This window comes from Taklimakanibacter deserti, from assembly GCA_003574785.1.
The window spans coordinates 1-19334 of sequence record QORU01000008.1 but is presented as its reverse complement, the minus strand read 5'-3'; the positions used below and the strand labels follow the sequence as shown (position 1 = coordinate 19334).

At 62.7% G+C, this 19334-nt stretch carries 21 protein-coding genes and 1 pseudogene; 13 read left to right on the top strand and 9 right to left on the bottom strand.

Annotated features, from left to right (window positions below; genetic code table 11):
- Positions 1–32: 32 nt before the first annotated feature.
- From DS839_RS17430 to DS839_RS17415, 4 genes are all read left to right on the top strand, one after another.
- Positions 33–470 (top strand): VOC family protein, encoded by a 438-nt coding sequence (locus tag DS839_RS17430; RefSeq protein WP_119271734.1) that lies wholly within the window; start codon positions 33–35, stop codon positions 468–470.
- Complete coding sequence (locus tag DS839_RS17425; RefSeq protein WP_119271733.1) at positions 463–1536, top strand: GlxA family transcriptional regulator; 1074 nt, start codon at positions 463–465, stop codon at positions 1534–1536. The genes DS839_RS17430 and DS839_RS17425 overlap by 8 nt, the downstream gene beginning before the upstream one ends.
- 31 nt (positions 1537–1567) lie before the next feature.
- Entirely contained in the window at positions 1568–2092 is a 525-nt protein-coding gene (locus DS839_RS17420; RefSeq protein ID WP_119271732.1) for an OsmC family protein, read from the top strand.
- Positions 2093–2174: 82 nt separating this feature from the next.
- Complete coding sequence (locus DS839_RS17415; protein WP_119271731.1) at positions 2175–2486, top strand: DUF1272 domain-containing protein; 312 nt, start codon at positions 2175–2177, stop codon at positions 2484–2486.
- Between the two features lie 11 nt (positions 2487–2497).
- On the opposite strand, the gene DS839_RS17410 is transcribed toward DS839_RS17415, so the two are convergent.
- The 3 genes from DS839_RS17410 to DS839_RS17400 are packed head-to-tail and all read right to left on the bottom strand — an operon-like array spanning position 2498 to position 5615.
- Positions 2498–4021 (bottom strand): DHA2 family efflux MFS transporter permease subunit, encoded by a 1524-nt coding sequence (locus DS839_RS17410; protein WP_119271730.1) that lies wholly within the window; start codon positions 4019–4021, stop codon positions 2498–2500.
- A 12-nt stretch (positions 4022–4033) separates the two neighbouring features.
- The gene (locus tag DS839_RS17405; protein WP_162918622.1) at positions 4034–5155 is read right to left on the bottom strand and encodes an HlyD family secretion protein; all 1122 of its coding nucleotides are present in this window, start codon (positions 5153–5155) and stop codon (positions 4034–4036) included.
- The gene (locus DS839_RS17400) at positions 5142–5615 is read right to left on the bottom strand and encodes a MarR family winged helix-turn-helix transcriptional regulator (protein ID WP_119271728.1); all 474 of its coding nucleotides are present in this window, start codon (positions 5613–5615) and stop codon (positions 5142–5144) included. The genes DS839_RS17405 and DS839_RS17400 overlap by 14 nt, the downstream gene beginning before the upstream one ends.
- Before the next feature lie 203 nt (positions 5616–5818).
- On the opposite strand from DS839_RS17400, the gene gap reads away from it, so the two are divergent.
- The 4 genes from gap (at position 5819) to DS839_RS17380 (ending at position 8794) form a co-directional block, all read left to right on the top strand.
- The gene (gap, locus tag DS839_RS17395; RefSeq protein ID WP_119271727.1) at positions 5819–6826 is read left to right on the top strand and encodes a type I glyceraldehyde-3-phosphate dehydrogenase; all 1008 of its coding nucleotides are present in this window, start codon (positions 5819–5821) and stop codon (positions 6824–6826) included.
- Position 6827: 1 nt separating this feature from the next.
- The gene (gene rpe / locus DS839_RS17390; protein WP_119271726.1) at positions 6828–7502 is read left to right on the top strand and encodes a ribulose-phosphate 3-epimerase; all 675 of its coding nucleotides are present in this window, start codon (positions 6828–6830) and stop codon (positions 7500–7502) included.
- A gap of 73 nt (positions 7503–7575) precedes the next feature.
- Complete coding sequence (locus DS839_RS17385) at positions 7576–8280, top strand: hypothetical protein (protein ID WP_119271725.1); 705 nt, start codon at positions 7576–7578, stop codon at positions 8278–8280.
- A gap of 208 nt (positions 8281–8488) precedes the next feature.
- On the top strand, positions 8489–8794 hold the full coding sequence (locus DS839_RS17380; RefSeq protein WP_119271724.1) for a hypothetical protein: 306 nt from the start codon (positions 8489–8491) through the stop codon (positions 8792–8794).
- Positions 8795–8809: 15 nt separating this feature from the next.
- Here the strand turns inward: DS839_RS17380 and DS839_RS17375 are convergent, their stop codons facing one another.
- Both DS839_RS17375 and DS839_RS17370 read right to left on the bottom strand, forming a co-directional pair.
- Entirely contained in the window at positions 8810–9349 is a 540-nt protein-coding gene (locus DS839_RS17375) for an NADPH-dependent FMN reductase (protein ID WP_119271723.1), read from the bottom strand.
- A gap of 6 nt (positions 9350–9355) precedes the next feature.
- Positions 9356–10054 (bottom strand): pirin family protein, encoded by a 699-nt coding sequence (locus DS839_RS17370; RefSeq protein ID WP_119271722.1) that lies wholly within the window; start codon positions 10052–10054, stop codon positions 9356–9358.
- Positions 10055–10153: 99 nt separating this feature from the next.
- Here DS839_RS17370 and DS839_RS17365 point away from each other — a divergent pair, with 99 nt between their 5' ends.
- From DS839_RS17365 to DS839_RS17350, 5 genes and pseudogenes are all read left to right on the top strand, one after another.
- A complete protein-coding gene (locus DS839_RS17365; protein ID WP_119271721.1) occupies positions 10154–11041 on the top strand; it encodes a LysR family transcriptional regulator in 888 nt (295 codons plus the stop codon).
- A gap of 131 nt (positions 11042–11172) precedes the next feature.
- On the top strand, positions 11173–12132 hold the full coding sequence (locus DS839_RS17360) for an MBL fold metallo-hydrolase (protein ID WP_119271720.1): 960 nt from the start codon (positions 11173–11175) through the stop codon (positions 12130–12132).
- Positions 12133–12209: 77 nt separating this feature from the next.
- A pseudogene (locus DS839_RS36950) lies at positions 12210–12482 on the top strand (hypothetical protein); the annotation flags it as partial.
- A gap of 135 nt (positions 12483–12617) precedes the next feature.
- Complete coding sequence (locus DS839_RS17355) at positions 12618–13493, top strand: tetratricopeptide repeat protein (RefSeq protein WP_368911732.1); 876 nt, start codon at positions 12618–12620, stop codon at positions 13491–13493.
- The gene (locus DS839_RS17350; RefSeq protein WP_119271718.1) at positions 13490–13777 is read left to right on the top strand and encodes a tetratricopeptide repeat protein; all 288 of its coding nucleotides are present in this window, start codon (positions 13490–13492) and stop codon (positions 13775–13777) included. The genes DS839_RS17355 and DS839_RS17350 overlap by 4 nt, the downstream gene beginning before the upstream one ends.
- 12 nt (positions 13778–13789) lie before the next feature.
- On the opposite strand, the gene DS839_RS17345 is transcribed toward DS839_RS17350, so the two are convergent.
- From DS839_RS17345 to DS839_RS17330, 4 genes are read right to left on the bottom strand one after another with little or no spacing between them, the layout of a single operon-like run.
- A complete protein-coding gene (locus DS839_RS17345; protein WP_119271717.1) occupies positions 13790–15436 on the bottom strand; it encodes an ABC transporter ATP-binding protein in 1647 nt (548 codons plus the stop codon).
- On the bottom strand, positions 15426–16319 hold the full coding sequence (locus tag DS839_RS17340) for an ABC transporter permease (protein WP_119271716.1): 894 nt from the start codon (positions 16317–16319) through the stop codon (positions 15426–15428). The genes DS839_RS17345 and DS839_RS17340 overlap by 11 nt, the downstream gene beginning before the upstream one ends.
- Positions 16320–16321: 2 nt before the next feature.
- Entirely contained in the window at positions 16322–17290 is a 969-nt protein-coding gene (locus tag DS839_RS17335; protein WP_119271715.1) for an ABC transporter permease, read from the bottom strand.
- Between the two features lie 53 nt (positions 17291–17343).
- On the bottom strand, positions 17344–18945 hold the full coding sequence (locus DS839_RS17330; protein ID WP_119271714.1) for an ABC transporter substrate-binding protein: 1602 nt from the start codon (positions 18943–18945) through the stop codon (positions 17344–17346).
- Positions 18946–19334: the final 389 nt, after the last annotated feature.

Sequence of the window (19334 nt, the reverse complement as noted above, 5' to 3'; positions counted from 1 at the left end):
CGGCGCCCGATCTCTTTTAAAGGAGCAAGCAGGTGCACGACGTCCCGGCGATCGCAGCTTCCAGAACAGGATCGGCCGGGCATTTTTGCTGGATCGACCTCGCCGCGACCGATGCCGCGAGCGCCAAGGCCTTTTATGGCGCGCTGTTCGGCTGGACCGCGCAGCATCAGCGGGTGAATGGCGGCAGCTTCACCCGCCTGAGACTCGCCGATCGCGATGTCGGCTCGCTCTATCAACTGAGCTCGCTGCATCGCGACCAGGGCGTGCCGTCGCATTGGACGCCCTATATCCAGGTGGACGACATGGACGACGTCCTTCAACGCATCCAGGCCATCGGCGGCAAGGTGCTCGTCCCTCCCCTCATTTTTCCCGGCATCGCGCGGATCGCGCTCATCCTCGATGCGGTCGGTGCGCAGCTCGGCCTGTGGCAGCCGATCGACAGGGGCGGTTCGGAGAACGACCATGGCTAAACGAGCCAAAGCCGTAAAGCCGGCGGCCTCGGCAAAAACCGGCAACAAGGTGATCGATGTGACGATCGTCCTGGTCGAGGGCGGCTATGCCTCGACGGCGATCGGCCCCTTGGAAGTCTTCCACTCCGCCGGCGTGCTGTGGAACTGGCTGCATGGCGAGACGCCGCAGCCGCAATTCAAGGTGACGGTCGCCTCGGTCGACGGCGGCAGCGTGACCAGCCTCTGCTCTTTGGGCCTCGTCCCCGAGATGGCGATCGACGACATCAAGCATACGGACGTCGTCATCGTGCCGGCGTCCGGCTGGGACCTGCGCGATCGGGTCGCGCAGGAGACGCGGCTCCTGCCCTGGCTGCGCAAATGGCATTCGCGCGGCGCCTATATCGCCGGCATCTGCACCGGCGTCTATTTCCTCGCCGAAGCCGGGCTTCTCGACGGCCGGCAGGCGACCACTCATTGGGGTGTCGCCGACATCTTGCGCCAGCGCTACCCCAAGGTTCATTGGCGGACGGAGCAGTTCGTGACCGAGGACGGGCGGCTCCTGTGCAGCGGCGGCGTCTATGCTTCGATCGATCTCAGCCTCTATCTGGTGGAGAAATTCTGCGGCCACGAGGTGGCGCTGCACTGCGCCAAGTCGCTGCTCGTCAGCATGCCGCGCGGCCGGCAGTCGGGCTATGCGGTGCTGCCACTGTCGCGCCCGCATTCCGACGACAAGATCCGCGCGGCCGAGGAATATCTCAGAGGACATTTCGACGACGACGTGTCGATCGACGCCCTCGCCCAGCGCATCGGCATGAGCGCCCGCAACTTCATCCGCCGCTTCAAGGCCGCGACCGGCTCGCTGCCCGGCGCCTATGTGCAGATGCTGCGCATGTCGGCGGCCAGGGAGCTGCTGGAGCGCGGCGCAGGCTCCATCCAGACGGTATGCGCCAAGACCGGCTATGCCGACATCGCCTTCTTTCGCAGCCTGTTCAAACGCCATACCGGCATGACGCCTGCGGAATATCGGCGGCGCTTTGCGCAAATGAACGTCGATCGCGGCGAATTGGCCGGCGGCGGACCTGCCTAGATAGTTTTAACAAAGTGAGAAGGAGAGCGACGTGAACGCGGAAGGATTGCGCGTGCTGCAAGCACCGTTCAAGGACAAATATGCCAAAGACGCCGAAGCGGCGATGCTGACGCTCAAGGTCGAAGGCGCGCTCGATGAGCCGGCGATCGCCTGCAAGATCGACACCGGCCGGGCCCTGGTCGAGGCGGGGCTGCATCGCGCCACCGGCGGCAGCGGAATGCAGGCGTGCTCGGGCGATATGCTGCTCGAGGCGCTCGTCGCCTGCGCCGGCGTCACCGTCTGCGCCATGGCGACGACGCTCGGCATCGATATCCGCAGCGGGACGGTCAAGGCCGAGGGCGATGTCGATCTGCGCGGCGTGCTCGCCGTCAATGACAAGGTGCCCGTCGCGTTCCAGACTATCCGCCTCAGCTTCGATCTCGACAGCGATGCCGATGAGAAGCAGCTCGCCAGCCTGATCGAGCTGACCGAGCGCTATTGCGTCATCTACCAGACGCTGCGCCGGCCGCCCGCCTTCGATATGCGCTTCACCGCCTCGGCTGCGCTCGCTCTATGACGGTTGGCGGTATTCGAGGGTTCGTTGTCATGCACCGCCCGGCGCCCTTCGCTAGCTTGCCCTCCCACATGAGGTGAATGCCATGGCCCTCGAACTGCGTCCGAACTGCGAATGTTGCGACCGGGACCTGCCGCCGCAATCGACGCTGGCCCGGATCTGCACCTATGAATGCACATTCTGCGCCGACTGCGTCGACAACGTGCTCACCAATGTCTGCCCGAATTGCGGCGGCGGCTTCGCGCCGCGGCCGATCCGGCCCACGACCGAGTGGCGGCCCGGCCTGTCGCTCGCCAAACGGCCGGCCTCCACGAAGCGCATGTCCCTGTCCTACGACCGCGATAATATTGCCGCCCTAAGCCAGCGGCTCAGGGACATTCCACCGGAAGAGCGGTAGCGTTCCAGGCATCAATCCGCCACGGCGCCAGCGGGCGCGCCCGCTGGCACCTTGCCGGGCTTCGACAGCAACAGGGCGAGCGGCAGCGATGCCAGCGCCACATACATCATCAGGAGATAGTCGTTGCCATAGGCGATGACGCTCGCCTGCTTGGTGACCTCGCCATTGAGCGCCGCCTTGCCGGCAAGCGTCGTCATGTCCCAGATCCAGTCCATGCCCGGCATATGAAGGCCGAGATTGAACGGCGTCACGTGGCTCGCGAGATCGGCATGCATGACGGCGGTATTGCGGGTCAGGAGGAAGATCACGATCGAGATGCCGATGCTCGAGCCGATATTGCGCATGAGGCTGAAGAGCGAGGTTCCCTGGGTGCGGTAGCGCGGCTCGAGGGTCGCGAAAGTGACGGTCGAGAGCGGCACGAAGACGAAGCCCAGCCCCAGGCCCTGGACGATGCCGGTGCGGATGATCGTCGCCTGCGATACATCGGTGGTGAAATAGGTCATCTCCCACAAAGTGAAGGCGATCAAGGAGAGGCCGAAGGCGAAGATGAGACGCGGATCGATGCGCGAGATCACCCGGCCGACGATCATCATGGCGATCATGGTGCCGACGCCGCGCGGCGCCATGACGAGCCCCGCGGTCAGCACCGGATAATCGAGGATCTGCTGCAGGAAGGGCGTCAGCAGCGCCATGGTGGCGAGCAGGATGATGCCGACGATGAAGATGGCGATGAGGCCGACGGAGAAATTGCGGTCGGCGAAGATCTTGGGCTCGATGAACGGATTGTCCGACGTCATCATATGGACGATGAACATGTAGAAGGCTGTGACGGCGAGGCCGGCCTCGATCATGATCTCGGTCGAGGAGAACCAGTCGAGATTCTCGCCGCGGTCGAGCATCATCTGAAGGCTGCCGATGGCGAGCGCCAGCAACAGGAAGCCGGTCCAGTCGAAGCTCGCTTTGGCGCTGCGCGGCGTGTCGGAGAGATAGGTCATGAGACCGGCGATGGTGAGGACGCCGATCGGCACATTGATGAAGAACACCCAGCGCCAGTTGTAATATTCGGTGAGCCAGCCGCCGAGCGTCGGCCCGAGGATAGGGCCTACCATCACGCCGACGCCCCAGATCGCCATGGCCGAGCCGTGGCGCTCGCGCGGATAGGAATCGAGCAGCACCGATTGCGACAAGGGGACGAGGGGCGCGCCGAACACGCCCTGCAACAGGCGGTAGAGCACCATCTGGTCGAGCGAGGTCGCGAGCCCGCACAGCACCGAGGCGACGGTGAAGCCCGCCACCGCGATCATGAAAACGGGCTTGCGCCCGAAGCGCGTCACCATGAAGCCGGTGACCGGGATCATGATGGCGGCGGCGACGATATAGGAGGTCAGCACCCAGTTGATCTGGTCGAGTGTCGCCGAGAGCGAGCCCATCATGTAGGGCAGCGCGACATTGGCGATGGTCGTGTCGAGCGCCTGCATGATCGTGGCGAGCATCACGCAAACCGTGATGATGCCGCGATGGGAGGGAGCCTCCATTGCCCTCGGACCTTAATCGGCCGCCTTCGCGGTCGAGCCGAACATCGACCACAGGCTGCGGCGATGGCCGGTGTCGATCGAGACGTCGACGCTCATGCCGGAAGTGAGCTGCGGCGCATCCGGCGCCGCTTCAAGAGCGAGCTTCACCGGCACACGCTGCACCACCTTCACCCAGTTGCCGGAGGCATTCTGCGGCGGCAGCACCGAGAATTCGGCACCGGTCGCGGGGCTCAGACTCGTGACCTTCGCCTTCCAGCTATAGGCCGGATAGGCATCGACGCTGACCGTGGCTTCATCGCCGACCTTGAGATGGGTGAGATCGGTCTCCTTGGGATTGGCCTCGACCCACAGATCGTCGCTGGCGACCAGGCTCAAGGCCGGCTGGCCGGCGGTCACATAGGCGCCGGAGCGCAGATTCTCGACATTGGCCACGGTGCCGGACCAGGGTGCGAGGATGGTCGCATGACTGAGATCGCGTTCGGCCTTGTCGATGGCGGATTGCGCCTCATGGATGCGCGGATGGTCGTCGACCGGACCTGTAGCGTTGCCGCCGAGTTGCGAGAGCGTTGCGTCGGCGGCGCGCTGGGCGCCGCGCAATTGCTCCTGCGCGGTCATGAGATCGCGGCGCGCCTCATCGAGCGAGGCCTGGGCGGCGACACCACGCTTCTGCAGGCTGAGCTGGCGGTCATAGGTCGCTTGCGCATAATCGAGCGACGATTTTGCCTGATCGATGGCGGACAGGTTCTGGCGATAGGTGGCCTGGAGTGCTGTAAGGTCGTTGCGGACCATGCCGAGCTGTGCCTTGGCGCCGGCCAGCGCGATGCGGAAGGGCACGGGATCGAGGGTGAACAAGAGTGCACCCTTCTCGACATGCTGGTTCTCGCGCACCGCGACGTCAGCGACGGTGCCCGGCACGTCGGTCGCGACATTCATGATGGGGGCGCGGATATAGGCATTGTCGGTCTCGACATAGCGCCCACCCGTGAGATACATCTCGCCCGCGACACCCAAAGCGACGAGCGGGCCGAGCACGAGGAGGCCGAGACGGATGAGCTTGCGGCGGTCGCGCCTCTTCGGCTGAACCGGCAGCTCGACCACATTGCCGGTTTCCTGTTTTGCTTCAGCGACGGACATTGCCAACTCTCCTCTCATCGCCCTCGTCATTCATGATGGCGGTGAGGTTGTCTTTCATCTTGGTGAGGAGGCGCATGGCCTCGTCGATCTCGGCATCGCTCATGCCCTGGAGGAGCTCGGCGCGCGTCTCGCCGGCGATGACTTTCAGGGTATCGAGCAGCGGATGGGCGGCCGGCAGCAGATAGAGCGACCAGGCGCGCCGGTCGGCGGGATTGGGGCGGCGCTCGATGAGGCCGGCATTCTCCAGCCGGTCGATCAGGCGGCCGACGGTGATCGGCTCGACCTCGAGGAGCTCGGCAAGCGCTCCCTGGTTGATGCCTTCCTTGACATAGATCTCCTTGAGGACTTGCCACTGCGCGCGGGTCAGGCCGGTGCCGCGCACATTCTGCTCGAAGCGCTTGCGCAGCACGCGCCCCGCATCGATCAGAAGGAGACCAATGGATGCATGTTCGGGTTTCATGATGAGGGGAATTTAGGGTGGCTCAATATAATAAGCAAGCTTACTATAACGCTCGCTACTGTAAGCTCAGCTATGATTTGGGCGCATGTCTTCCGCTAGGTCCCTGCGGGCAGATGGCGCGGGCGGCCATTTTCCCTTCCCCCGGCTCCCAGGTCGTCTATAAGCGAAACCCACAGTTTCGGAGCTTGGAATAGGAGAGAGACATGGCAGTACGCGTCGCGATCAACGGATTTGGCCGCATCGGCCGCAACATCGTGCGGGCCATCTTCGAATCGGGACGCAAGGATATCGACGTGGTGGCGGTCAACGACCTGGGCCCCGTCGAGACCAACGCCCATCTGCTGCGCTATGACAGCATCCATGGCCGCTTCCCGCATGAGGTCGCGGTCGCCGGCGACACGATCTCGGTCGGCAAGGAAAAGTTCAAGGTCACCGCCATCAAGGATCCGGCGCAATTGCCGTGGAAGGAGCTCGGCGTCGATATCGCGCTCGAATGCACCGGCATCTTCACCTCCAAGGAGAAGGCCTCCGCCCATATCACCGCCGGCGCCAAGCGCGTGCTCGTCTCGGCCCCCGCCGACAATGCCGATCTCACCGTCGTTTATGGCGTCAACCACGACAAGCTCAACAAGAGCCATATCGTCGTGTCGAACGCCTCCTGCACCACCAACTGCCTGGCGCCGGTCGCCAAGGTTCTGCACGACGCGATCGGCATCGACAAGGGCTTCATGACCACGATCCACGCCTATACCGGCGACCAGCCGACGCTCGACACGATGCACAAGGATCTTTACCGCGCCCGCGCCGCCGCTCTGTCGATGATCCCGACCTCGACCGGCGCCGCCAAGGCCGTGGGCCTGGTACTGCCCGAGCTCAAGGGCCGCCTCGACGGCGTCTCGATCCGCGTGCCCACTCCCAATGTGTCGGTGGTCGATTTCAAGTTCGTCGCCAAGAAGGCGACCAGCGTCGAAGAGGTCAACGGCGCCATCCAGCGCGCCTCGGAGCAGCAGCTCAAGGGCATCCTGGGCTTCACCAACGACCCCAATGTCTCGATCGACTTCAACCACAACGCCAATTCGGCCACCTTCCATATGGACCAGACCAAGGTGATGGACGGCACGCTGGTGCGCGTCCTCGCCTGGTACGACAATGAATGGGGCTTCTCCAACCGCATGGCCGACACCGCCGTCGCCTTTGCCAAGCATATCTGAGATGGTCCGCCCCTTACGCATCGCACCCTCGATCCTCTCCGCCGATTTCGCCAAGCTCGGCGATGAGGTGCGCGCCATCGATGAAGCGGGCGCCGACTGGATCCATATCGATGTGATGGACGGGCATTTCGTGCCCAATATCAGCTTCGGACCGGTGGTGATGAATTCGATCCGAAAGGTGACGAAGAAGCCTTTCGACGTCCATCTGATGATCGCACCCGTCGACCGCTATCTCGAAGCCTTCGCCAAGGCCGGCGCCGACAGCATCACCGTCCACGCCGAGGCCGGTCCCCATCTCGACCGCTCGCTGCAGACGGTGAAGGCGCTCGGCAAGCGGGCCGGCGTCGCGCTCAACCCGGCAACGCCCGTCGCCCATATCAAGCATGTGCTCGAGCGGCTGGACCTCATCCTCCTAATGACGGTCAATCCGGGCTTCGGCGGCCAGAGCTTTATCCCGGCCATGATCGAGAAGATCCGCGAGACCCGCGACCTGGTGCAGGGCCGCGACATCGACATCGAGGTCGATGGCGGCATCACGGCGGAGACCGCCCCCCTGGTGGTGAGGGCCGGCGCCAATGCACTCGTCGCGGGCTCGGCCGTGTTCACCGGCGATGCCAGGGCCTATGCCCGGAACATCGCGGCGATCCGCACCGGCGCCACCACGCTCGCGGCTTAAATTCGCCCGTTTCTTGGCGTCAATGATCAAGCCGAGCGCTCGCGTCTCTTTGCGCTCGATTCAGGAGAGAAAAATGACCCGCTTGGTCAAATTGACCATTTTTGCTTCCGCCCTGGCGCTGGCCAGCCTCGGCGCCTCCCATTTTGCGACCGCCCAGGAAAAGACGTGGCGCAAATGCATCGACTGCGTCCCCGGCGGCAATGGCGGCGGTCCCGATGTCGGCCAGGACGAGGGCTATTCAGGCAAGCGTAAACAGTACGAGCTGCCGGATGGCCAGAACGGACCGGACCAGGGCACGTCGATGAAGCGCAAATGGAAGCCGCAACCGGATAACCAGGCGGAGATCGGCGACGATGGGCCGGATCAGGGCACGTCCATGAAGCGCAAGTGGAAGCCCCCGCAAGGCGACCAGTACCAGAAAGGCGGCGACGATGACGTCGTCATCGACAAGAAGCGGGTGCGCCAGGCGGACCGCAGCAAATGGAAGTACAACCCCGATCGGCATGAGCGCCGGCGCCACAAGGACAAGAAGTACCGCTTCTACTTCGGCGGCTTCTGGTATCCGCAGCCCTATTGGGACGAGCCTTACTACTATATCGATCCCTATCGAGTGAGTTGCCGCGAAGGGGCGGAAATCGTCAGCGAGCGCTTCGCCCGGGTGCGGATCGTCGAATGCGACGGGCGCGTCTTTACCTATCTTGGCCGGCGATATGGCGACACGTTCGAAATCAAGCTGAGCTCGCGCACCGGCCGCATCCTGGACGCGCGCGAGATCTAGCTCACCGGACAAAACAAAGCGTGATGGCCTTCAATTTGAAGCCGTCACGCTTTTCAGCATGACACTCAAGGGCGTCTCGGCATGAACCGCAGATGAAACGCCCGTTCAGCCTCCTCACAGCGGCGCCATCTTAAAGTTCCCGTCATTCGCGGTTGAAAGCCGTGTCGATCCGGAGCTTGCAACGGCTCCCTATGCTGGAGTTACGCCTATGTCGATCCATAGCCGGGCGGCTGCCTATGCCGCCGCTGCCATCCTTGCGGTCACGTTCGCGACGAGCGGGGCGCAAGCCTATCAATGCAAGACGAGCTACGTCCAGGCGGAAGCCGTGGGCAATCTCAGGGCCAAGGCCGCGAAGTCGGCCAAGACTTTCTGGACGACCCAGGCCAAGAACCAATACGGTCTTGCCTGGTCGGTCTGGCCCATCGCCGCGTCCAAGTCGCAGGACTGTAATTGGACCGGCAACCAATTCTATTGCATCGTCAAGGCGAAGCCCTGTCTCTATGTGGTGCCTTGAAGCCGAGCTCCCGGCCTAGCCGCGCTTCACCCAGTCCTTGAAGGCGGCGAGCCAGGTCACGATAATCTTCTTCGTCGTCTCGTCGGTGAGCTTGCCATGGGCGAATTTCTTATCCGCCAGGGCGACGAAGATCTCGGGCTTCGGCATGGTGATGGCTTCGAGCCCGACCAGGTTCTGCCGTAAATGATATTGCGAGCGCCCGGTGCCGATGGGGCCTTCGGAGGCGCCCATCACGCCGACGCGCTTCCATTTGAACGGATTGCCCGAACGCGACATCCAGTCGAGGCCGTTCTTGAGAACGCCCGGGACCGAGAAGTTGTATTCGGGCGTCGAGATGATCACCCCGTCGGCCTCCCGCACTTTTTCCTGGAGCGCCTTCACACTCGTCGGCACGCCGTGCTTGTCTTCCTCATCGCCGTCATAGAGCGGCACGCCGTGCAAGGTCACGATCTCGATCGCCATCTCCGGAGGCGCCAGCTCCTTCACCGCCCGCAAGAGCTGCGTATTCCAAGAGTCCTTGCGGAGCGCTCCGGTGATGGCGAGAATTTTCATCATGTTCTCCTATTTGAGATCGAATAGCAGGATTTCTGACGGGACCTGGGCGGCAAGCGTCAGGCTTCCTTCCTTGGTGATGGCAAGCCCGTCGCCCTCCATGGCGGCATGGCCGTTAACATCGAGTGTACCCCTCGCCACATGCAGCCAGTAACGCCGATCGGGCTCGAGCGCTTGCGTGAGGCGCGCCCCCTTCTCGAGCACACTGGCATGAATGGCGGCATCTTGATGGATTTTGAGCGAGCCGTCACGCCCGTCGGGCGAGACGATGAGCCTTAACCGGTTGCGCCGCTCTGCTTGCGGGAAGTGCTTCTCGGCGTAGGCGGGTGCCAGCCCCTGCTTCTCCGGGATGATCCAGATCTGGAGGAAATGTACCGGATCGGACTCAGAGGCGTTGAATTCGGAATGGCGGATGCCGGTGCCGGCCGACATGAGCTGCACGTCGCCCGGCCGGATCACCGATCCGGATCCCAGCGAATCGCGATGCGCCAAGGCCCCCTCCAGGACATAAGAGAAGATCTCCATGTCCTTGTGGCCGTGCGTGTCGAAGCCGGCGCCGGCCGCCACCCGGTCGTCATTGATGACCCGAAGCGCGCCAAAGCCCATGTGATCGGGATCGTAATACTGGCCGAAAGAGAAGCTGTGACGGCTGTCGAGCCAGCCGAAATCGGCCTGGCCGCGGTCTTGAGCTTTGCGAGGAATGATCATGGGTTTCTCCTGCTGATCGAACTGCGGGAAAGATATTCACCGAGATGAGCAAGACAATCTCTTCAGTTTGGGAATTATTGTTGCTATAAACGCAACAATATGGACAAGCTGGCCGCTATCAGGGCTTTCGTTTCGGTTGCCGAGGAAGGGGGCTTCTCCGCAGCGGCGCAGGAGCTTGGCCTGTCCAAATCGGCGGCAAGCCGGCAGATCGCAGCCCTCGAGGAGGCGCTGGGCGCGCAACTCCTCAAGCGCTCGACCCGCAGCGTCAGGCTGACCGACAGCGGCTATGCCTATCTGGAGCGTTGCCGCGCCTTATTGGCCGATCTCGAAGAGGCGGACCGGGCCGTCGCTGCGCTCCACAACGAGCCCACGGGGCTCCTCAAGATCAACGCGCCCATGTCCTTCGGGGTGAGCCATGCCGCGCCGGCGGTGGCCCAGTTCATGGCGCGCTATCCCGAGCTTCAGGTGGCGCTCATCCTGAACGACCGCTTCGTCGATCCTTATGACGAGGGCTTCGATGTGACCTTGCGCATCGGCACCCTCGAGGATTCGAGCCTCGCCGCCCGCAAGCTGGCGCAGATCGAGATGGGCCTCTATGCGTCGCCCGCCTACATCGAAAAACATGGCCGGCCGCGCGGACCGGACGATCTCAAGTCCCATGCCGCCCTGCACTATGGCAAGCCGTCCGCCCAGAGCGAATGGGCGCTGCGCGGTGTCCGCTCGTCGGTTTCGATCCGCTATCGCCTGTGCTCCAACAATGGCGATGCCTTGCGGGTCGCGGCGCTGGCGGGTCTCGGCATCGCGCTCATTCCGGCTTTCCTGGTGCGCGACGAGCTGCAGAAGGGCACGCTCGTGGCGCTGCTCGATGGATTCGAGCCGAAACCGATCGATCTCTATGCCATCTATCCGCCGACGCGCTTCCTCGCCGCCAAGGTCCGCCTGTTCATCGACTTTCTCGCCGAGCGCTTCGCGGGATCGCGCCCTTGACCGATTGTCTTGACCGCCCGCAAAGTCTGATCACCTTCGCTCACAACAGCGTGACCTTGCGCCGGGCGCCGGATTTTTTGATGAGCGCCCGGCGTAGACTGACTATCCATCATCATAAGGGAGGTTTCGACATGCATCGCCGCGCCATGCTCGCAGGGGTCAGCGCCCTCGCCGTTTCACCCATCGTCATCCCGACAATCGCCAAGGCCGCAGCGCCGCTCAGCGGATCGACCGGCTCGCCCTATACGCGCTACAAGGTCGGCGAGTTCGAGATCACCGCTTTCAACGACGGCACGCGTGCGGTCGACAATCCGGAAAAGGTCTATGGCGTCAACCAGAAGCCCGAGGACGTCGCCGCGGCGGCGGAAGCGAACTTCCTGCCCAAGGACAAGATGCTCAACGGCTTCACGCCGGTCCTCGTCAATACCGGCAAGGAGCTCGTCCTGTTCGACAGTGGCAATGGCGTCAGGGGCCAGCCCGCCACCGGACGTCTCGCCGCCGAGATGAAGGCGGCCGGCATCGAGCCCGAGCAGATCGATGTCGTCGTCATCACCCATTGCCATCCCGACCATATTGGCGGGCTGATGAACGACGGCGCGCCGCTCGCTCCCAAGGCGCGCTATGTGATCGGCGAGGCGGAATATCAATTCTGGTCGTCACCCGACCGCACCAACGGCCCGACCGCCAATGCCGCCAAGATCGTGCAGGCGAATGTCGTTCCCCTCAAGGACAAGATGACTTTCGTCAAGAACGAGGCCGAAGTGGCTTCGGGCATCCGCGCGGTGGAAGCCTTCGGCCACACGCCGGGCCACATGGCCTGGCATGTCGAAAGCCAAGGCAAGCGCCTCCTGATCGGCGCCGATTTCTGCAACCATTATGTGCTGTCGCTGCGCTATCCCAAATGGCATGTGAGCTTCGATGCCGACAAGGACCAGGCGGTCGCGACGCGCCTCAAGCTGCTCGACATGCTGAGCGTCGATCGCGTCCCCTTCACCAGCTATCACATGCCGTTCCCGGCCGTGGGCTTCGTCGAGAAGGGTCCCGATGGCGGCTATCGCTTCGTGCCGGCGAGCTATCAGCTGATGCTGTAGCGCACCCGAGCATTCTGAAGGATCAACTTGCGGTCGGTGTCTCTCGCAGCTTGACATAACGTCATATTGTTCCCATTATGTTCCATAAAGGGAAATGGGGGCAATCGATGTCAGGTCCTGAGACTGAGAAAGCGACGCCGCCTCCTGAAATGGTCAAGGCGGCGGAGACCGGCGACGCCGAGGCACAAGCCAATCTTGGCCGTTGGTATGCGGAGAATCTACCGGAAGCTCCTTATGCGCAAATGTGGTTCCGGCGTGCCGCCGACCAGGGCTTGGCGCGAGCGATGCACAATTTGGGCGTGACGGCCTTCAGATCGGGGGACAATGAGCTTGCGATCGAATGGTTCAGGAAGTCGGTTGCGGGAGGCTGGCGCAACTCGATGGTTGCTCTGGGAAGGCTGCTCGAAGAAAGCGGCGACGTCCACGGCGCGCTCGAGACCTACAATCAGGGAATCGTATTGGGCTGCGCCGATTGCATGGAAGCGATGAGCCGCGTCGTCATCGATAACGAGATCGAAGACCTATATGCGAAAGCCCGCATCTGGTGCGAGAAGGCCGTCGCGCAAGGCCATTTGGGGGCGCACATGCAGCTCGCCCAGATTTTCCATGAAGGTCTCGGCATCAAGCGCAATTCGAAGGAGGCCGTTTCCTTGTGGCTGATGGCCGCGCGGAAGGGACATCACGGTGCGCAGCTCATGATCGGCATGACCTGCGAGACGGGACTTTATTTGAAGAAGGATCGGGTCGCAGCGATGCGCTTTTTCTCCGCGAGCGCAGCCCAAGGAAATGACGGCGCCGAATCCTGTCGGTGGAGCCTGGAACGCAAGCTCACCCCCGCGGAAAGAGCAGAGTTCGAAAGGGACCCGACTTTATTTGCCAATGCCGGCCCTGGGCACCCAGGCAAGGCTCCTCCGTCCGATCTTCTGTGGGCCGCTGAAGCCGGCGATGCGGAATCCCAGAATGAACTTGGCGCATGGTATTCGAGCAATCTGCCGCAAGCTCCCTATGCCCAAAAGTGGTTCAAGCGTGCGGCCGACCAGGGCAGCGCAAACGCCTATCACAATCTGGGTGTCGAGGCCCTCGGCGCAGGCGACCTGTCTTTGGCAACCGAATGGTTCAAGAAAGCCATCGACGCGGATGTGCTGGAATCCTATGTGAGTTTGGCCGAGATTCTCGAAAGAAACGGTGACATGGTCGGTGCCATCGAAATCTTCGGCCAGGCGCGAACCGGAAATGCCCTCGTTGCCAAAGTGCCCTTGGCCGGATCACTTTCGACAAAAAAATCTATGATCGAGCGCTCCGCTGGTCCGAGAAAGCGGCGCGACAAGGCGATGCGGCATCACAAACGCGGCTGGGCATGATGTATCACGAAGGTCTCGGCGTCCAACCCGATCCGGAAAAGGCGGTCCATTGGTGGCAGCAAGGGGCGCGGCAAGGAAACAAGGTCGCGCAGTATATGCTGGGCGTCGCCCATCATAAGGGAGCCGGCACAAGCAAAGATCGTCTTGCTGCGGTGCGCTTTCTCAGGGCAAGCGCAGCTCAAGGCGGCACCTATGCCGCAGACTATCTGCCAAAAGTGGAGACCGAGCTCACGCCCGAGGAAATAGCTCAGCTCGCAAGCGAGGCGGCCGCGACCAGGCATTGATAGCGGTGGAATCTAAGCGCTGACCTTGCCCTTGGCGGCGGCGCGCTTCTCGAGGAGGCGCGTCAGCCAGTCGGGATCCATCTCCGGCACCGAGGAGAGCAGGAGCTCGGTATAGGGCGGGTGCGGGGGCGAGAGAACCTCGGTCTTGAGACCCTGCTGCACCACACGGCCCTGATACATCACCACGATCTCGTCGGCGATGGCGCGCACCGTCGCGATGTCATGGGTGATGAAGAGATAGGAGACATTCGTCTCCTTTTGCAATTTGAGCAGCAGCTTGAGGATGCCTTCCTGGACGATCTGGTCGAGGGCCGAGGTGACCTCGTCGCAGATGATGAGCTCGGGATCCGCGGCAAGCGCTCTGGCGATGCAGATGCGCTGCTTCTGGCCGCCCGACAGTTCGCCCGGCAAGCGGTCGATCAGATCCTCGCTGAGCTCGATCTGCTCCAGGAGCTCGACCACCTTGCGGTCGCGCTCCTGGCCCTTGAGGCCGAGATAGAATTCGAGCGGCCGGCCGATGACGTCGCGCACCCGCTGGCGCGGATTGAGCGCGGTGTCGGCGGACTGGTAGATCATCTGGATGCGCCGGAGCGTCTCCTTGTCGCGGTCCTTGAGCGCCTTGGGCAGCGCCTTGTCGTTGAAGAACACCTCGCCCTTGCGCGGCGGCAGGAGACCGGTGATGGCGCGCGCCAGCGTCGATTTGCCGGAGCCCGATTCACCCACCACCGCGACGGTGCGGCCGCGCGGGACCTGGACCGTCACATTCTGCAGGACCTTGATGACGCCGCCGTAGGTGGCATCGACGTCATGGACGCGCAGCACGACGTCCTTCGCCGTGCGTTCCGGCATGGCGAGGCTCCTGACCGCCCAGAGCGTTTTGGTATAGGCTTCCTTCGGATGCTTCAGCATCTCGCGCGTCGGCGCTTCCTCGATGAGCTTGCCATGGCGCAGCACCATGATGCGATGCGCCATCTGGGCGACGACCGCCAGGTCATGGGTGATGTAGATCGCCGCAGTGTTGAACTGCTCGACGATATCGCGCATCGCCGCCAGCACGTCGACCTGGGTGGTGACGTCGAGCGCCGTCGTCGGCTCGTCGAAGATGATCAGATCGGGCCGGCAGGACATCGCCATGGCGGTCATGGCGCGCTGCAGCTGGCCGCCCGACACCTGATGCGGATAGCGGCTGCCGATCGTCGCCGGATTGGGCAGCTTGAGACGCGTATAGAGGTCCTTGGCGTCGGCCTCGGCCTTGCTGCGGTCGAGGATGTCATGGCCGATCGCCGTCTCGACCGTCTGGTCGATGATGCGATGCGCCGGGTTGAAGGAGGCGGCGGCACTTTGCGCCACATAAGCGATGCGCGAGCCGCGAAGGCTGCGCCGCTCCTCCTCGCTCGCCTTGCGCAAGTCCTTGCCGTCGAAGACGATGCTGCCGTGGGTGATGCGGCAGCCGGGGCGCGCAAAGCCCATGGCGGCAAGGCCGATGGTCGATTTGCCGGCGCCCGATTCACCGATGAGCCCCAGAACCTCGCCGCGCCTCAGCGTCAGGTCGACACCCTTGACGATCTCATGCCAGACATCGTCGCTCTGGCCCGAAATCTGCAAACCCTTGATCTCGAGCAGGACGTCGCCCTTGGTTCTCTTGGTCTCACTTTTCATCGCGCAGTCCGCTCGTCTTGTGCAGGAACCAGTCGACCACGAAATTGACCGCGACCGTCAGCAGCGCGATGGCGCCCGCCGGCAGCAACGGCGTGATGTCGCCATAGGTGATGAGCGTCGCATTCTCGCGCACCATCGAGCCCCAATCCGCGGTCGGCGGCTGGATGCCGAGCCCCAGGAAGGATAGGGCGGCAATCTCGAGGAACACGAAGCAGAAACGCAGGCCGAACTCGGCCACCATGGTCGGCATGATGTTCGGCAGGACTTCCCTGAACAGGATCCAGCCCAGTTTCTCGCCGCGCAATTTCGCCGCCTCGACATAATCCATGACCACGATATTCATGGCCACCGAGCGGGCGAGGCGATAGACGCGGGTCGAATCGAGCACCGCGATGATGATGATCAGGTTCTGGATCGACGAGCCGAAGATCGAGAGCAGGATGAGCGCGAAAATCAGCTGCGGGATGGCCATCAGCGTGTCGACGGCGCGCGACAGAAGCTGATCGGTCCAGCCGCGGAAGATCGAGGCGATGATGCCAAGGCCGCCGCCAATGGCGAAAGCGAGCAAGGTCGTGGCGAGCGCGATGCCGAGCGTGTTGCGCGCGCCATAGAGCAGGCGCGTGAGCATGTCGCGGCCGAGCTGATCAGTGCCGAACCAATGAGTCCAGCTCCATAATTCGAAAGGCGTCTGGCTCACCACTTCGGCCTCGCCGTAAGGGGCGATCCAGGGTGCGAACAAGGCGATGAAAATATAGATTGCGATCACGATCATGCCGAACCAGGCGCTGTAGGGCGCCTTTTTCAGCGTGCGCCACACATTCTGCGCCACCGTGCGGCGGGCTTTGACGCTGCGCGGGGCGACGGGTCCGGCTGTCTGGTCCATGCTCATCTGGGATGCAGAAGCCTCGGATTGGTGGCGATCGAGATCACGTCCGCCAACAGGTTGAGCAAGATATAGGTGACGGCGAAGATCAAGGCGCAGGCCTGCACCACTGGGATATCGCGCGAGCGCACCGCATCGACCATGGCCTGGCCGATGCCCGGATAGACGAAGACCACTTCCACCACCACGGCGCCGACGACCAGGTAAGCCAGATTGAAGGCGATGACATTGGCGATCGGCGCCCAGGCATTGGGCAAAGCGTGGCGCAAGATGACCTGCGCCGGCGACACACCCTTGAGCCGCGCCATCTCGATATAGGGGCTGGCGAGCAGGCTGATGATGGCGGCACGCGTCATGCGCATCATATGGGCGAGGATAACCAGCACCAGAGTGAGCACCGGCAGGGCCGAACGCTGCAGCCGGTCGAGGAACGGCATGTCGGGCGAGACGTTGGACAGTGAATGGAAGATCGGGAATTTCACCGCCAGGAACAGCATCAGGATATAGGCGACGAAGAACTCCGGGAAGGAAATGGTGGTGAGGGTGACCGCATTCACCGCCCGGTCGAAGAAGCTGTTGCGATAGAGTGCCGCCAGGAGGCCGAGGCCGAGGGCCAGGGGTATCGCGATCAGCGCCGTGATGCCGGCCAGAAACAAGGTGTTCCACAGACGCGGCGCTATGATATCGAGGACCGTACGGCGGAAGCCGACGCGGGACGAGAAGGACGAGCCGAAATCGCCCTGCAGGATGCCGCCCATCCAGCTGAGATAGCGCTCGACTGGGGGCTTATCGAGACCGATCTCCTTCTGGAAGGCCTCGACGGTCTCGGGCGTTGCCGCCTGGCCCAGGATCGCCCTGGCGAAATCGCCGGGCAGGAATTCGATCGCCGAAAAGATGATCAGAGACACGACGAAGAGCGAGATGAGGCCCAGACCCAGACGCTGCAATACCGTTCTCAGAAGTGGATGCATCACCTAATTCCAATGGCCGGACCGCCCTTGGGGAGCGGCCCGGGATTTCAGTTTCACGCCAGCCACCAGCGCTCGGCAATCTTCAAGCCGTCATTCTCCCAGTTCGGAGCGACATCGCCATGGGCGAGCTTCTTGGAGTTGGCGGTCACGAAGTTGTTGAAGACGAGGACGATGACGCCGCCATCATCATGGATGATCTGCTGCATCTCGCCATAGATCGCGGCGCGCTTGGCTTCGTCGAGCTCGGCGCGGCCCTGGATGAGCAGCTCCTGGAACCGCTTGTTGTTCCAATAGGTCTCGTTCCAGGCGGCACCGGCCGCATAGGTGATGGTGAAGGTCCAGTCCGCCGTGGGACGGCCGCTCCAATAGGAGGCGCACCAGGGCTTCTTCAGCCACACATTGTCCCAATAGGCGTCCTCGGCCTCGCGGATGACGTTGATGTCGATGCCGCACTTGGCCGCCGTCTCCTTGATCAGGACGCCGGCGTCGATGGCGCCGGCGAAGGCCGCATCGGCGACCGAGAGGTCGACCTTCAGCGTCTCGTAGCCCGCCTTCTTGAGGTGGAACTTGGCCTTGTCCGGATCATATTTGTATTTGGGCTCCGGATCGATCGAATATTTGACCGCCTTGGCGATCGGATTGTCGTTGCCGACCGTCGCATGGTTGAGGAAGATCTTCTTCTGGATCTCGTCGCGGTCGATCGCATATTTGATCGCGGTGCGCACGTCGTTGTTGTCGAAGGGCGCCATGGTCGTGTTCATCGGCAACACATAATGGCCATAGCCCGAAAGCTCGAGAATCTCGATATTCGGGTTGCGCTTCAGGAGATCGAGCGTCTTCATGTCGGCGCGGCCGATCCAGTCGACATCGCCCGTGGTCAGCGCATTGGTGCGCGCCGCGACATCGGTGATGGCGATGAATTCGACTTCGTCGAGGTAAGGCTGGTTCGACTTGTGATAGTTCGGATTGCGCTTCAGCTTGGCCGACACGCCGGGCTCGAATTTCTCCAGCGTGAAGGGACCGGTGCGCACGCCCGACTGCCAGTCGGACTTGCCGTCCTTGGTCGGCATGATCGGGATATGATAGTCGCTGACGAGATAGGGGAAGTCGGCGCTGCCGTCTTTCAGCGTGAAGACCACGTTTTCCGGACCGTCCGACTTGAGATCGGTGATCGGATCGAGCAGCGATTTCGCGGCCGACTTGGAATCGGGCCCCATGTGATGCCGGAAGGAGGTGACGACATCGTCCGACGTCACCGTCTTGCCGTCGTGGAAGGTCAGGCCCTTGCGCAGCTTGAACACCCATTTCTTGGCGCCGTCTGAGGGTTCATAGGATTCGGCGAGATCGGCGACGACATTGCCCTTGGCGTCGATCTCGGTGAGGCTGTTCGACAAGGCGCCCCAGAAGGCGCATTGGGTGAAGGTGTCGGGGTAACCCACCGGATCGAGAGTGTCGGTGGTGGCGCCATGGGCCAGGCCGAGGCGGGCGCTGCCGCCTTTCTTCGGTTCGGCGCGCACGGCCTTCACGAACATGGCGTTGCCGGCAGCGGCGGTGAAGCCCGCCGCCATGGCGAGCTGGATGAAGTCGCGACGCGAGACCTTGCCCTTGCCGGCAAGGCTCGTCGCCAGTTTGAGTTTATGCTCTAATTCGCTCATTGCGGATGTCTCCTTCGCTGTCCCTGTTCACGATCGGGAAGGAGCGGCGGCAAGCCTGCGCCTCAGATGACGGTCCCCGCGCAAATGCCTCAAAGCGGCACGCAGTTGCCGTCCTCCTCCCCGTACAATCCTCAAATGCCCATGTCGTTTTTATTATTTTCGTCATTCAAAACTGTCATGCCGACAGCACCTCGTCAATGGTCATCGCAGCGCCAAGGCCGCGGAAAGACGATCAATTTCGCAGGGCCCAGGACCTCCGGTCCAATAGCGACAATATTACCACAAAAACCGTCCTAGGGCCTGTTTACAATCAGCGGATAGCGAAGAAAGCGGCGACGAGGCTGATGAACCCGGCAAAGCAAGCATCGGTCTTTTCGTAGCGGGTTGCG

Excerpts from the sequence above, each read along its gene's own strand:
- gap (WP_119271727.1), top strand. The coding sequence starts at position 5,819 with ATGGCAGTACGCGTCGCGATCAACGGATTTGGCCGCATCGGCCGCAAC.
- DS839_RS17345 (WP_119271717.1), bottom strand. The coding sequence starts at position 15,436 with ATGAAAAGTGAGACCAAGAGAACCAAGGGCGACGTCCTGCTCGAGATC.
- DS839_RS17380 (WP_119271724.1), top strand. The coding sequence starts at position 8,489 with ATGTCGATCCATAGCCGGGCGGCTGCCTATGCCGCCGCTGCCATCCTT.
- DS839_RS17415 (WP_119271731.1), top strand. The coding sequence starts at position 2,175 with ATGGCCCTCGAACTGCGTCCGAACTGCGAATGTTGCGACCGGGACCTG.
- DS839_RS17400 (WP_119271728.1), bottom strand. The coding sequence starts at position 5,615 with ATGAAACCCGAACATGCATCCATTGGTCTCCTTCTGATCGATGCGGGG.
- DS839_RS17355 (WP_368911732.1), top strand. The coding sequence starts at position 12,618 with ATGAGCCGCGTCGTCATCGATAACGAGATCGAAGACCTATATGCGAAA.
- DS839_RS17425 (WP_119271733.1), top strand. The coding sequence starts at position 463 with ATGGCTAAACGAGCCAAAGCCGTAAAGCCGGCGGCCTCGGCAAAAACC.
- DS839_RS17340 (WP_119271716.1), bottom strand. The coding sequence starts at position 16,319 with ATGGACCAGACAGCCGGACCCGTCGCCCCGCGCAGCGTCAAAGCCCGC.
- DS839_RS17405 (WP_162918622.1), bottom strand. The coding sequence starts at position 5,155 with ATGTCCGTCGCTGAAGCAAAACAGGAAACCGGCAATGTGGTCGAGCTG.
- DS839_RS17370 (WP_119271722.1), bottom strand. The coding sequence starts at position 10,054 with ATGATCATTCCTCGCAAAGCTCAAGACCGCGGCCAGGCCGATTTCGGC.
- DS839_RS17365 (WP_119271721.1), top strand. The coding sequence starts at position 10,154 with ATGGACAAGCTGGCCGCTATCAGGGCTTTCGTTTCGGTTGCCGAGGAA.
- DS839_RS17350 (WP_119271718.1), top strand. The coding sequence starts at position 13,490 with ATGATGTATCACGAAGGTCTCGGCGTCCAACCCGATCCGGAAAAGGCG.
- DS839_RS17360 (WP_119271720.1), top strand. The coding sequence starts at position 11,173 with ATGCATCGCCGCGCCATGCTCGCAGGGGTCAGCGCCCTCGCCGTTTCA.
- DS839_RS17375 (WP_119271723.1), bottom strand. The coding sequence starts at position 9,349 with ATGATGAAAATTCTCGCCATCACCGGAGCGCTCCGCAAGGACTCTTGG.
- DS839_RS17330 (WP_119271714.1), bottom strand. The coding sequence starts at position 18,945 with ATGAGCGAATTAGAGCATAAACTCAAACTGGCGACGAGCCTTGCCGGC.
- DS839_RS17385 (WP_119271725.1), top strand. The coding sequence starts at position 7,576 with ATGACCCGCTTGGTCAAATTGACCATTTTTGCTTCCGCCCTGGCGCTG.
- rpe (WP_119271726.1), top strand. The coding sequence starts at position 6,828 with ATGGTCCGCCCCTTACGCATCGCACCCTCGATCCTCTCCGCCGATTTC.
- DS839_RS17410 (WP_119271730.1), bottom strand. The coding sequence starts at position 4,021 with ATGGAGGCTCCCTCCCATCGCGGCATCATCACGGTTTGCGTGATGCTC.
- DS839_RS17335 (WP_119271715.1), bottom strand. The coding sequence starts at position 17,290 with ATGCATCCACTTCTGAGAACGGTATTGCAGCGTCTGGGTCTGGGCCTC.